Origin of the sequence: Streptomyces sp. NPDC088157, from assembly GCF_044741545.1 — a bacterium.
Lineage (GTDB): Bacteria > Actinomycetota > Actinomycetes > Streptomycetales > Streptomycetaceae > Streptomyces.
The window spans coordinates 51,467-62,997 of the sequence record NZ_JBIUSU010000003.1 but is presented as its reverse complement, the minus strand read 5'-3'; the positions used below and the strand labels follow the sequence as shown (position 1 = coordinate 62,997).

At 72.1% G+C, this 11,531-nt stretch carries 11 protein-coding genes; 6 read left to right on the top strand and 5 right to left on the bottom strand.

Annotated features, from left to right (window positions below; all coding sequences use genetic code 11):
• The first annotated feature begins 71 nt into the window (after positions 1-71).
• The 3 genes from ACIPFH_RS11615 to ACIPFH_RS11605 all read left to right on the top strand — a co-directional run bounded on the left by ACIPFH_RS11615 (position 72) and on the right by ACIPFH_RS11605 (position 3,887).
• Positions 72-1,331 (top strand): cellulose binding domain-containing protein, encoded by a 1,260-nt coding sequence (locus ACIPFH_RS11615; RefSeq protein WP_401826804.1) that lies wholly within the window; start codon positions 72-74, stop codon positions 1,329-1,331.
• Between the two features lie 334 nt (positions 1,332-1,665).
• Positions 1,666-2,451: a serine/threonine protein kinase gene (locus tag ACIPFH_RS11610; protein ID WP_401825268.1), complete on the top strand. Its 786-nt coding sequence runs from the start codon at positions 1,666-1,668 to the stop codon at positions 2,449-2,451.
• On the top strand, positions 2,448-3,887 hold the full coding sequence (locus tag ACIPFH_RS11605) for a serine/threonine-protein kinase (RefSeq protein ID WP_401825266.1): 1,440 nt from the start codon (positions 2,448-2,450) through the stop codon (positions 3,885-3,887). Before ACIPFH_RS11610 ends, ACIPFH_RS11605 begins: the two co-directional genes overlap by 4 nt.
• 39 nt (positions 3,888-3,926) lie before the next feature.
• Here the strand turns inward: ACIPFH_RS11605 and ACIPFH_RS11600 are convergent, their stop codons facing one another.
• Together ACIPFH_RS11600 and ACIPFH_RS11595 are read right to left on the bottom strand one after the other, a co-directional pair.
• The gene (locus ACIPFH_RS11600; RefSeq protein ID WP_401825264.1) at positions 3,927-4,817 is read right to left on the bottom strand and encodes a M23 family metallopeptidase; all 891 of its coding nucleotides are present in this window, start codon (positions 4,815-4,817) and stop codon (positions 3,927-3,929) included.
• Positions 4,818-4,939: 122 nt separating this feature from the next.
• Positions 4,940-6,220 carry an SH3 domain-containing protein gene (locus tag ACIPFH_RS11595; RefSeq protein ID WP_401825263.1) on the bottom strand — a complete coding sequence of 427 codons (1,281 nt, stop codon included), beginning with the start codon at positions 6,218-6,220 and terminating at the stop codon, positions 4,940-4,942.
• 163 nt (positions 6,221-6,383) lie between these two features.
• Between ACIPFH_RS11595 and ACIPFH_RS11590 the strand changes: the two genes are divergently transcribed.
• Complete coding sequence (locus ACIPFH_RS11590) at positions 6,384-7,154, top strand: M23 family metallopeptidase (protein ID WP_401825261.1); 771 nt, start codon at positions 6,384-6,386, stop codon at positions 7,152-7,154.
• 85 nt (positions 7,155-7,239) lie between these two features.
• On the top strand, positions 7,240-7,686 hold the full coding sequence (locus ACIPFH_RS11585) for an RICIN domain-containing protein (protein WP_401825259.1): 447 nt from the start codon (positions 7,240-7,242) through the stop codon (positions 7,684-7,686).
• 174 nt (positions 7,687-7,860) lie between these two features.
• Here ACIPFH_RS11585 and ACIPFH_RS11580 read toward each other — a convergent pair whose 3' ends face one another.
• The 3 genes from ACIPFH_RS11580 to ACIPFH_RS11570 form a co-directional block, all read right to left on the bottom strand.
• Positions 7,861-8,670 (bottom strand): IclR family transcriptional regulator C-terminal domain-containing protein, encoded by an 810-nt coding sequence (locus tag ACIPFH_RS11580; protein WP_401825257.1) that lies wholly within the window; start codon positions 8,668-8,670, stop codon positions 7,861-7,863.
• Between the two features lie 44 nt (positions 8,671-8,714).
• A complete protein-coding gene (locus ACIPFH_RS11575) occupies positions 8,715-9,503 on the bottom strand; it encodes a cyclase family protein (protein ID WP_401825256.1) in 789 nt (262 codons plus the stop codon).
• Positions 9,504-9,832: 329 nt separating this feature from the next.
• Entirely contained in the window at positions 9,833-10,306 is a 474-nt protein-coding gene (locus ACIPFH_RS11570; protein ID WP_401825254.1) for a hypothetical protein, read from the bottom strand.
• Positions 10,307-10,396: 90 nt separating this feature from the next.
• Between ACIPFH_RS11570 and ACIPFH_RS11565 the strand changes: the two genes are divergently transcribed.
• The gene (locus tag ACIPFH_RS11565) at positions 10,397-11,254 is read left to right on the top strand and encodes an IclR family transcriptional regulator (protein ID WP_401825252.1); all 858 of its coding nucleotides are present in this window, start codon (positions 10,397-10,399) and stop codon (positions 11,252-11,254) included.
• The last annotated feature ends 277 nt before the right edge of the window (positions 11,255-11,531 follow it).

The following is an 11,531-nucleotide window of genomic DNA, read 5'->3' as shown; positions in this document are numbered from 1 at the left end:
AACCACGGCTTCAGAAGGAGAGTTTCACGATGACGAGGACAAGATCCCTCTTATGTTCCGCCGTGATCGCGGTGCTGGTCGTCCTGAGCCTGGGAGGCACCGCACTGGGCCGCGCCCAGGGCGAGAAGACCCCGCGCACGGCCTCCGGCACGGCAGCCGCATCCGCAGGCACCGCCGCTCCGAGCTCCGGTTGCGGCAGGATCCCCGCCCTGACGAGCGGAACGCACACGATCCGGAGCGGCGGCAAGAACCGGAACTTCATCCTGCGCATCCCCGACGGCTACGACCGCAACCGAGCCCACCGGCTGGTCTTCGGGTTCCACTGGCTGGGCGGCACCTCCACCGACGTGGCTACGGGCCGCACCGTGGAAACGGGCACCTGGGCCTACTACGGGCTCCAGCGACTGGCGAACGACAGCACCATCTTCGTAGCGCCCCAAGGCCTCGACAACGGCTGGGCCAATGCCGGTGGGGAGGACGTCACCTTCGTCGACGACCTGCTCAGGTGGATCGAGACGGATCTTTGCGTCGACACGACACAGCGCTTCGCCCTGGGGTTCAGCTACGGCGCCGCCATGTCGTACGCGCTCGCCTGTTCCCGCGCGACGGTCTTCCGCGCGGTCGCGGTCCAGAGCGGCGGGCAGCTCAGCGGATGCAGCGGTGGCACCCAGCCCATCGCCTACCTCGGGGTGCACGGCCTCAGGGACAACGTCCTCGGCATCTCCGGCGGACGGGCGTTGCGGGACAGGTTCGTCAGGAACAACGGCTGCGCCACCCAGAACCCGCCGGAGCCGGCCCAGGGCAGCCTGACGCACCGGGTCACCGCCTATTCGGGCTGCTCGGCCGGGCATCCGGTCGTCTGGGCCGCGTTCGACGAAGGACACATCGCCGCTCCGCAGGACGGGGCCGCGGGTGACAGCGGAGCCAGGACCTGGCTGCCGGCCGAGGTGTGGAAGTTCTTCACGCAGTTCCAGACCTCCACCCCGCCGCCGGGGACGGCGACCTGCCGGGTCACCGCCACCGTCAGCGCCTGGAACACCGGCCTCTCGTCGAACATCAGTATCGCCAACACCGGCACCACCACGATCGACGGCTGGTCCCTCGTCCTCGCCCTGCCCGCCGGCCAGACCGTGACCGCCGGCTGGAACGCGGACTACTCGCCCGCCTCCGGCCAGGTGACGGCCAGGAACGTCGCCCACAACGCCACGATCGCTCCAGGCGCGTCCGTCGACATCGGATTCCAGGCGACCCACACCGGCAACGCCGCTCCGCCGAGCTCCTACACTCTCAACGGCACGGCCTGCGCCATGACGGTGACTGCGCCGAAGTGACCCGGGGTCCGTCGGCGCCCGGGCGTTCTCCGCCTCGGACCGAGCACCGGGTCGGGCGGCGGGCAGGGTGCGTCGCCCTTCGGGGTCGCGGCAGCGGGGAACTCCCGGTGCCGGGTCGGCGCACAGTACGCTCCGGGGCGCCAGACGCGGCAGCCGTCGCCACCGCAGCGGGAGCGGGACCCCGCTGCGGTGGCGGCTGTACGTGACCAACTGGGCGTGCGTGAAGGGGCGTTCATGCCCTCGCGCACCGGCCGACCGGGCCGCGCGGAACGTGCGGGCCGCCATTCGTTCACATGTACGGTGCTGACGGCAGGGAACTGCCAAGATGGGGCGCATGAGCAGCTTACTGATCCATCTGACCCAGGATCCGCCGCTGACGGTGCGGCTCGGCGCGGGGGAGGTGGCGCGCTTCGGTCGTGGTTCGGACACGGTGGCCGTGGACCTGATGCTCGACGACCCGGCGGTGTCCCGGCTGGCCGGGGAGATCCGGGTGGCCGACGACCACTGGCTGCTCAGCAACTACAGCGCCACGCAAAGCTACTTGGTGGAGAACCCGGAGGGTGCGGGGGAGTACCTGCGAGTGCCGCCGCGTCGCGTCGGGGCGCCGATCCCCTTCGAGTTCGCGCGGGTCGTGCTGCCCACCCGGGGGTCCGGGGTGAGCTTCCAGGTCTTCGCGCCCGATCACGTCTACCTGGACCCGGACGGGCCGGCGCCCGGCCGGTGGGGCGCCCAGACACTGACCGCGTACTCGCTGGACGAGACCGCCACGTACTTCCTGGTGCTGGTCGCGCTGTGCGAACCGCGGCTGCGTGACGAGTCGGCGCTCGCGGTGCCGACCACGCCCGAGATCGTCGAGCGTCTCCGTTCGCATCCGCAGTGCGTCCAGCTCACCGCCCGCGCGGTGAGTTCGCACATCGACTACCTCGCCGAGGAGAAACTCCGCATCGGTCCGCCGGCCGGGGGCGAGGCGGGCCGTGGTGCCCGCCGCAACGGCAAGCGCGAGGCGCTCGTCGGTGTCGCGCTGCGCTTCGGACTGGTCGGTGAGGGGCACCTCCCACTCCTTCCGGCGCGTACGGCGACCAGACCGGGTACGGCCCAGGAACGGGCTGAGTGTCAGTGAGCGAGCCGACGGAGCGCGTTCCACGTGGTTACCGGGTCGGGGACTGGGAGGTGGACGAGCCGATCGCGGACGGCGGCTGGGGGTGGGTCTACGAGGGGCGCAGCGTCGGCGGGTCGCACGAGGACGCCGTCGTCGCGCTGAAGTTCCTGCCCACGGCCGGACTCGCGCCGCGACAGGCTCGTGGACTGGTGGAAAGCGCGCGCAGGGAGAGCGAGTTCGGCCGCCGGGCCGACCATCCCCGGCTGATCCGGCTGCTCGATTCCGTCGTGCTGGACGAACCGGACCACCCCGGGCTCGACGGGGCGGTGGTCCTGGTGATGGAGCGCGCCGAGCGCAGTCTGCGGCAACTCCTGGGCCAGGAAGGGCAGGTGCGGGACGCAGAGCGGGAGCGGGTGCTGACGGAGATCTGCGAGGGCCTCGCGTATCTCCACGACCTGGGCTGGGTGCACGGCGACCTGAAACCCGACAACGTTCTCATCATGGCGGACGGTTCGGTCCGCCTGTCGGACTTCGGACTCGCAGCGGAACTCGACGGCACCCACGGCACACACGCCTGGATCCCACCCCTCGGAACCCCCGACTACCTTCCGCCCGAGCGCTGGAAGGCCCCGCTGGGCGAGCGGGGGGTGCAGGTGCGGCCGAGCGCCGACATCTGGGCACTCGGCATCGTGATCCACCAGATGTTCACGGGAGGGGCCTCGCCCTTCGTCGGGGCGACATCGTCGGGGCGAGCAGCGGCCGTGCAGGAGTTCGCGGCCGGCCGGGCGCCGCTGCGGCTCGACGCCGCGGTGCCGCCGTTCTGGCGCGCCCTCGCCACCGACTGCCTCGCCCCCACCCACGAGTCGCGCGCCGCGCACACCGCGCAGGATCTGCTGGACCGCATCCGAGCATCGGCCACAGCCGAGACCGGTGCGGCGACCCTGACGGGCACGGAGCCCGCCGTCCGGTCCCGCCGTCGGCGCAGGCGACTCGCGCGCGTCGTCGCCACCGCCACCGCCGTGTGCGCGGCGACGGCCGCCGTCTGGTCGTACACCGGCACGGACGACCAGGACGACGGCGGTTCGAAGGGTGACACTCCGGTCCACGTCGAGAGCATCGCCGGCAGCACCGCGCCCGCCGCCCACGTCACGGTGTACAACGTGGAGAAACCCTGCCGCGACCGGGCCGACGAGCGTGAGATGCAGTGCAGCCTCGGCCTGGCCCTGGACCCGATGGCGGCGTACACCATCGAGAACGTGCTGCCCGCCCGGGTATGGCACGGAGACGTCCTTCCCGCGGAGTGCCGGATGTCTCAGGGACTGCCGGTGACCGACGAGGTCGGCACCCGTTCCACCGAGTGGTACCGCGTCCGGCTGCCGAACAGCGAACCCGGGTCCACGGCCTGGCTCCCGGCCGTCCGTACGATGGACCGCCCCGCCGTGCCCGAGTGCGGCTGAACGCTCTCGCGCGGCCGCCGGCGCGGTCCACGGGCCGGGTCAGGCGCAGCCGCGGATGTCCCGGCCGTCGTTGTCCTTGGCCTCGTCGTTGCCCCACCTGCGGAGGTAGTAGGCAGAGACATACGCCCGCCCCTGCCCGCCCGGCGTCACCTCGTCGAGGTCGGTGAGCAGCCACCAGTGGTTGGACGACGCGCCGACCCGTACCTCCTCGCCCCACTTCCTGCACAGGACGTAGTTGGTGCCCTCGCGCAGCGTGCCCTGGGGCGCGCACCGCGCCGTGGTGTCGTCCACGCAGTCGACGTCCCGGTAGCCGGTGGCGTCGGCGAAGGTGTCCACCCAGTACCGCTGCGGATCGCCTCCGCCGTCGCAGGCGTTGGTGCTCGTGACCCGCGGGAACGGGCCGCTCGGGCTGAGCCGGTACTCGGTGCCCTGGAGCACCGGGTGGACCATCTCGTCCGTCTCGCCGTCGTTGTCGCCGTTGGTGTCGTAGAGCTGCTCGTAGTGCAGATGCGCCGAGTCCGTGCCGACCAGGCCGACGCGCCCGACGCTCTCACCGGAAGCCACACGCTGGCCGAGGCGTACGTCGATGCGGTCCATGTGCAGATAGACCGTGAACCAGCCGTTGCCGTGGTTGATCTCCAGGCCGCCGGGCTCGAAGAACTCGGTGACCGTGCCGTCGGCCGAGGCGGCCACCGTCGCCCCGAGGGTCGCGCCGTCGACGCGGTACAGGTCCAGCTTCTTGTCGTCGGGCGCGTGGCCCAGGTAGGTCTGCAGCTGCCAGGTCTGCCCGCACGGGAACGGCAGCCTGAAATCCGGGCGGGCGACGGGCGCCCCCGACGCGGCCGGCGCGCCCGCGCACAGTCCCGCCGTGATCAGCAACGCCGTCAGTGACGCCGCCCAGACCGGTTTGCGTCGTGGCCACAACCTCACGGGATCCTCACCCTTCTCCTGATCGGTGCGCTGCGCTGTCAGCGCCGCACCGGCGACGTTGCCGCACCGCGCAGGAGAAGGGACCCCGGAACGTTACGGGGTGGCCCCGGGCGCGGGGCGGATCAGGCGTCGCACTGACGGCTCACGCCGCCGGTCACGTCGCCCTTGAGGTAGATCCCGCTGACATAACCCACCCCGCCCGCACGCAGCGGCAACTCGACCCACTTGTCGCTCGTGTATCCCTCGGCGGAGACGAGCTGGCCGGTCTTCCAGCAGTTCGCCGGGTAGCTCTCGTCGGGCTGGACGGTGCTGACCACGCCGCAGGTGGTGGCGGCGCAGGAGCGGACGTTGGCCTGTGTCCAGGCGGTCACGGTGGTCTGTCCGCCCCCGCCGTCGGTCGGCTGGAAGGTCACGTCCACCCAGTCGTTGTCCGTCATGCCGAGACCGTCCCAGAAGGTGCCGTCGGCCACGTCGATACCGGCCGGGTTGGCGACCCGGCGGCCGAACTCGTCGAGGCCGCCGTTGTAGCCGGACTCGTAGGCCGCCTGCGCCTCGGGCCTGCCCTGCGGCAGGTCACGCCACATCTGCCGTTGCGCGGGCGGGTTCCAGTAGTCGTCCTGCGTGTTCCAGGGGCCGACGTCCCAGACCGGGGCGGTCTCGCAGCGGCCCGTGCGCTGGTAGCAGAGCCGCACCTGGTACTCACGGCCGCCGTTGCCCGCCAGCATCCGACGGGACGGCAGCGCCACGAAGTGGTCACGCGGCTGGATGACATGGCCGTTGGCCGTGGTCTGCCCCGTCAGGCCCTCACGGGTGGCGAACAGCCGGTACGTCGGCGAGACCGTCGCCGCCGCGCCGCCGCGCGCGCCGGCGACGGCCCGCGCCCCGTCGGCGTGCACGGCAACCGCGGAGACGACCGGTGAGGCGTCCTCGGTGCCCAGGAGCGTCAGCCGCACCTGGAGGACGGAGACGGCTTCTGCCAGCCGCAGCCGGCCGGCGTCGTCGGGGGAGGTCCACTGTGTCCACCGGCCGGGGTGGCCGCTGCCCCGTACCTCGGTCACCACCTGGGTACCTGACGGTACGTCGGCCCGACGGCTGACGGTGAAGTCGACCGCCTGCAGGCCGAGACCGCGGGAGGGGGCGGTGTACACGGCGAACGCCTTGCCGGGGGCGGACGGCGTGCGTGTGCGCAGGTCGCCGATGACCAGGCCGCCGCCCGCGCGGCGGCCGACGTTGTGCTGGTCCGCCGAGGTACTGGCGAGGTCGACCCGCCAGTCCGCGGCCGGCCGTGCGGTGGCGGGCCGCTCCCCGGTGGCGGTGGCGGCAGCGGCGGTGGCGGGCGGCAGCCCGCCCACGATCAGCAGGGCGCACAGGCCCCGGATCAGTCTTCTGGTGGTGGATCGCACGACGGGACTCCCGAACTGGGCTCTGAGACGGTGTGTTCGACAAGTGAGAGCCCTATCGGCAGGCGTCACGCGCTGTCATTCCGGAACGTTCCGGATGCCGCCGGTCCGACGGGCGCGGATAACTTCCGGGGCGTCCCCACAGAAACCCCTCGGAGGAAGCTTCGTGCGTCTGTATCCCCGCGCCGGACTCGTCACAACGGTCGCTCTGCTCCTGCCCCTGGCGGCAGCGGTCCCCGCCGTCGCCGCCCCGCCCGCCACGGCGACCGCCTACTCCGCCGCGTGCCCCACCGCCGGAATCATCAGCCAGGGCTACAGCAGCAGCCACGACGGCGTGGACATCGCGAACGCCCAGGGCACACCCATCTACGCCGTCGGCGCCGGCGAGGTCATCGCCTCCGGCCCCGCCAGCGGCTACGGGCAGTGGATCCGCATCCTGCACGACGACGGCACCGTGACCGAGTACGGGCACATGTACCAACGCGACGTCGTCGTCGGCCAGCAGGTCCAGGCCGGACAACGCATCGCCCTGATGGGAAGTGAGGGCGAGGCGACCGGCCCCCACCTGCACCTGCGCGTCAGGATCGGCACGTCCACCACGGTCCGCGGCATCGACCCGGTGCCCTATCTGCGCGACCGCGGGGTCAACCTGCCCTGTACCCCGGGCGGCGGAGGCGGCGGACAGACCACCGTGACCGCCTGGGCACAGGCCAACGTCCGCTCCTGCGCCGCCACCACCTGCGGCGTGGTCAGCACCGTTCAGCCCGACGAGAGCTACCCGGCGAACTGCTGGAAGACCGGCCAGCTCGTCTCCGCCGAGGGATACACGAGCGACAAGTGGGTCGAGTTGCCGCTGCGTGCGGGCGGGGTGGGCTACGTCAGCGCGATCTACCTCCAGGGCGACGAGACGGGCAACGTCAGTCGCGAGTGCGGCTGACCACGCCCACAGCCGGGCTCCCGGCCCCCCGATCTCTGCCGCGCCCCGCGGCGCTCCACGATCACCCGACCGAAGGGAACCACCCATGTCCGTCTCCACGCTCACCCGCGTCGCGGCGCTCGGCGTCTCCGTCGCCGCCCTCGCCCTCGTACCGGCGGCCACGGCCTCCGCAGCGGACGTGGTCAACACGTTCCAGAACCAGGCGACGAACCGCTGCATCGACGACACCGACCAGGGCTTCCGCACCTGGGACTGCAACGGCACCAACGCCCAGAACTGGATCGTCCACGCGTGGGGCGACGGCACCGTCCAGCTGAAGAACGCCGGCACCAACCGCTGCATGTACGACAGCGACCAGGGCTTCACGACCCGGCCGTGTGACTCCAGCACCAACCAGAGCTGGTACGTCCACCACTGGAACGACGGCACGCTCGAGCTCAAGAACCAGGCGACGACCCGCTGCATCGACGACAGCGGCCTGGGCTTCCGCACCCTCGGCTGCAATGCCGGACAGTTCCAGAGCTGGTTCTGACCCCTTCGGTAACGGTGTCCGACCACAGGCGGGGAAGCGGCCGCTCGTCCGCGGTGGCAGTCGCCGTGCGGATCCTGATCCGGCAGATCTGACCACTGGCCGGACACCGGCACGGCGCGGATGGGTGCCCTGCCCGGACGGCGCCCGACCCGAGCCTCGCCGCAGCCCAGTCTGCTACCGCGGTGTGTCGTCACCGTCGACGCAGTCCGCCAGTGCCTCGGCGGCCGCGGTGAGGCTCGTGCGGATCGTCCGCTCCTGGGGCAGCAGATCCTGCCGTCTGCCGACGACCGAGACAGCGGCCCGGATGTGTGCGTCGTTGTCACGCACGGGTACGGCGTACTCGGTGACGCCGTGTTCGAACTCACCGTGCGCAGCGACGAAGCCACGCAGACGGTCGCGGTCGTTGGCGGCGGCGAGTTCCCCGGCGGAGTGGGCCGCGTCGGGGCCGCCGACGCCGATCAGCTCGTAGCCGTCGAGCAGCGCGGTGATCTCCTCGGTGGTGTGGTCCAGGAGGAGCGCGCGGCCGGCGCCGGTGCACCAGCACGGGGTGACGAGACTCGCCCGGCCCTGCCACTCCTGGGCGTGACCCGCGGCGGACTCGGCGCGCAGCAGCCGGACCTGGACGCCGTCGCGGACGGAGAGCCGTGCGCCTGCGCCGTGCGCGACGGCGATGCGGCGCAGGAGCGGGCGGCTGCGGCGGAGCAGGCCGGGGTGCAAGGACGCGGCCGTGGCGAAGAAGGCTTTGCCGGCGCGCAGCGTCGCGTCGTCGCGGCGTTCGAGGAAGCCCTTGTCACACAGGTCCTGGGTGGTGCGTGACGCCTTGCTGCGCTCGACGCCGACCTCGTCGGCGAGCCTGCTGACGTTGAAGCCGGTCCGGCCGGAGGCTTCGCGGTCCAGCACGGTGTTGACCATCCGCAGAGCCATACGCAGCGAGGAGGCCGCTCCCAGGCCCGACTGTCCGAGTGCGGGACCGTTCGTCGTCACCTCCGCACTATAGCGAGCCGGTGATCTGCCGGTCCGCACCGCGTTCAGCCCTCGTGGTGCAGGGCGAAGACACGGGCGGGGAAGCCGGAACCACCCTGCGGCTTGGGCCAGGTGGCGACGATCAGCGCCCCCGCCTCCGGTACCTGGTCGAGGTTGGCCATCAGCTCGATCTGCCAGCGGTCCCGTCGCAGGACGTAGCTCTCCAGGCCGAAGTCGCCCGCCGAGGTGGCCAGTCCGGGGTCGGTGTCGGTCTGCTCGTGCCCGATCGCGGTGACGCCGGCCTCCTCGAAGAGGTAGCGCAGCACCTCGGCGGACCAGCCCGGGTAGTGACTCAGGCCTGCCTCGTCCTTGTTGGCCATGGCGGCCGGGTCGGGCCAGCGGCGGCTCCAGCCGGTGCGCAGCGCGACGAACGACCCCTGCGGAATCCGGCCGTGACGCGCCTCCCAGGCCGCCACGTCGTCCAGCGTCGGTACGGCGTCCGGGTCCGCGGCGACGCGCCCGGCGATGTCGAGGACGACGAGCGGCAGGATCATCTCGTCGACGGGTATCTCGTCCAGGGGACGGGCGCCGGCGACGAAGTGCACGGGCGGGTCGACATGGGTGCCCCACTGTCCGACGATCGTGTACAGGTGCACGTTGAACCCGTCGCCGCGGGACATGTCGAAGGGCATCTCACGCTTCTCGTCCGGGAAGGCCGGAAAGTGCGGCTGACCGGGATGGAAAGCGTGCGTGAGGTCGGTGCGGACCGTCATGCCGATCAGCTCCCGGTGCAGGGCCCACAGCGGCGGTTCGGTGACCGTGGCCGGTTCCGGTGTCATGCGTGCTCGTGTCATGCGTGCTCGTCCTCTTTCTCGGTGTTGTTCAACTGCTCGGCCCGTTGCGCCGATTCGGCCTGTTCAGTGGCGGAAGCGACCGCGCCGGCCGACTCCGCCGGGAGGCCGTGTCCCCACCGCACCTGGACGGCGGGGATACGGCCGTGAGGCCCAGCGCCCAGACGGGCACCGGCAGCGCGATCCCGGCGCAGAACAGGGCCGCCAGTGGGCGATCGGAACGGCATGCGGCGGGGTGAGGCCACTTTCGACGGGTGAGGAATGCGCGTCGGGCTGGTCGCGCACCGGCTGCAGCGGGTGTCGGGCGCCTGCGACGGGCTCGGGGAGGCGGGTCAGGCCCTTGAGACGAGGTCCAGCGGGGCGGAGAGCTCGATCACCGGAGTCTCCCAGGGGTGGGCGTCGGCGAGGCGGGCGAGGATCCGTGCCAGGTCGTCGTCGTCCGCCGCGGCGTCGACGTAGGTGGTGACGGCGAGGGTCGAGGAGAGAAACCGTCCGCCGACCGAGCCGAGGGAGGGACGGGCGCCGGGCCGGACGGTGAAGCCCTCCGCGCCCAGGGCCACCTCGAAGACGTCGCCGTACACGCCGAAGTCCCCGAGTTCGGGGGAGGTCTCCAGGACCCGCAGCAGCGAGGCGAAGGACTCGTCGGCGCGCAGCGCCTCGAGGCCGCCCGCCGCGCACGCGGCCAGCGTCGCCGTCTCGACCGGCCAGTACACCTTGATCGTCCGGACCGTCCGACGCCGGACCGGTGCCCGGGCGGGCTCCCGGTCCTCTCCGGCGGCTTTCGGCGTGATCGTCGTCGTAGCCATGCGCAGTCATCCCTCGGCAGTCGGCGGCGGCTGATGTAAGGATGCTAGGCGTGCATTAAATGCACGGCAAGATGCAGATGGTGCACATTCATGATCGGCGGGAGGGGCGGCGGTACAGTGCGGACCGACAGCCACGGGGACGGCACCCCGGCGAACGCGCGCGTCGGCACGGCGGAGGAGCACGTGGACTCAAGCGTGACGAAGGGCATGGACGCCCTGTCGGCGCTCGCCCGCAGCACGGCCGAGGGTCGGCGACACGGCTCCGCCGCCTCCGTCTCCGACCTGGCCCGCCGAACGGGCCGCGACCGCAGCCAGCTCTCCCGCATGCTCACCGCCATGGCCGCGGAGGAGTTCGCCGCCCGCGACGACGTCTCGGGCGGCGTCACGCCGCACTGGCGGCTCTACGCGGCGGCGCGCGACCTCACGGCGCACCGGCTGCGTACGGACGGGCTGACCGCCCTGGAGGGCATGGCCGCCGAGACCGGCGAAAGCTGCTATCTCGGCGTCCTGGTCGGCGACACCACCGTGACCATCGCCGAACGGGTGCCGCAAGGCAGCCGGCAGCTCGGTTCGTGGATCGGCCGCCCCTACCCGGCCTACTGCAGTGACTGCGGCCGGGCGCTGCTCAGCGACGCCGACGACGACGAGGTGGCAGCGGTGTTCGCCCGCACCGACTTCGTACCCCACGGCCCCAACACGCCGACCGGCCTCGACGACTTCCTGCGCCGGCTGGAGGTGACCCGACGGCGCGGCTACTCGATCGTCGACGAGGAGGCCGAACCGGGCCTGTACTCGGTCGCCGTACCGGTCCGCGACTTCACCGACGAGGTCGTCGCCGCCGTACAGGTCGTCGGACCGCGACGGCGTCTGGAACCCCGGACGCAGGAGTGCGTGGCCGCCGCCCTGCGCTGGGGAAGCCTGCTGGAAACAGCCCTGCGCGGGGCTTGAACGCCACACCCAGAGCGGCGCCCGCCGGGCGGCGGCCCTCCCGGCCTCCGAAGGAGGAGCGTCATGACAGCGGAGCAGGAGTCGGCGCCCCGGCGGACCGCGTAACGAGGCAGCGCACGGTCCTACGGCGACGCCCTGGCTGTCGTCCGCCTCCCGCCTCCCGCCTCCCGCCTCCCACCTCCGGGCGACCGGGGTGTTCGAGAGCGGCGCCCGAGAATTCCGCCTTCCGTCGGCAGCGCGGAGATAGCCTCGGCGCTGACATCGTCCGACGGGGAGG

What these genes read in the sequence shown, in the direction of transcription:
- ACIPFH_RS11610 (WP_401825268.1), top strand. Translation starts at nt 1,666, where the DNA reads ATGAGCAGCTTACTGATCCATCTGACCCAGGATCCGCCGCTGACGGTG.
- ACIPFH_RS11585 (WP_401825259.1), top strand. Translation starts at nt 7,240, where the DNA reads ATGTCCGTCTCCACGCTCACCCGCGTCGCGGCGCTCGGCGTCTCCGTC.
- ACIPFH_RS11575 (WP_401825256.1), bottom strand. Translation starts at nt 9,503, where the DNA reads ATGACACGAGCACGCATGACACCGGAACCGGCCACGGTCACCGAACCG.
- ACIPFH_RS11570 (WP_401825254.1), bottom strand. Translation starts at nt 10,306, where the DNA reads ATGGCTACGACGACGATCACGCCGAAAGCCGCCGGAGAGGACCGGGAG.
- ACIPFH_RS11565 (WP_401825252.1), top strand. Translation starts at nt 10,397, where the DNA reads ATGATCGGCGGGAGGGGCGGCGGTACAGTGCGGACCGACAGCCACGGG.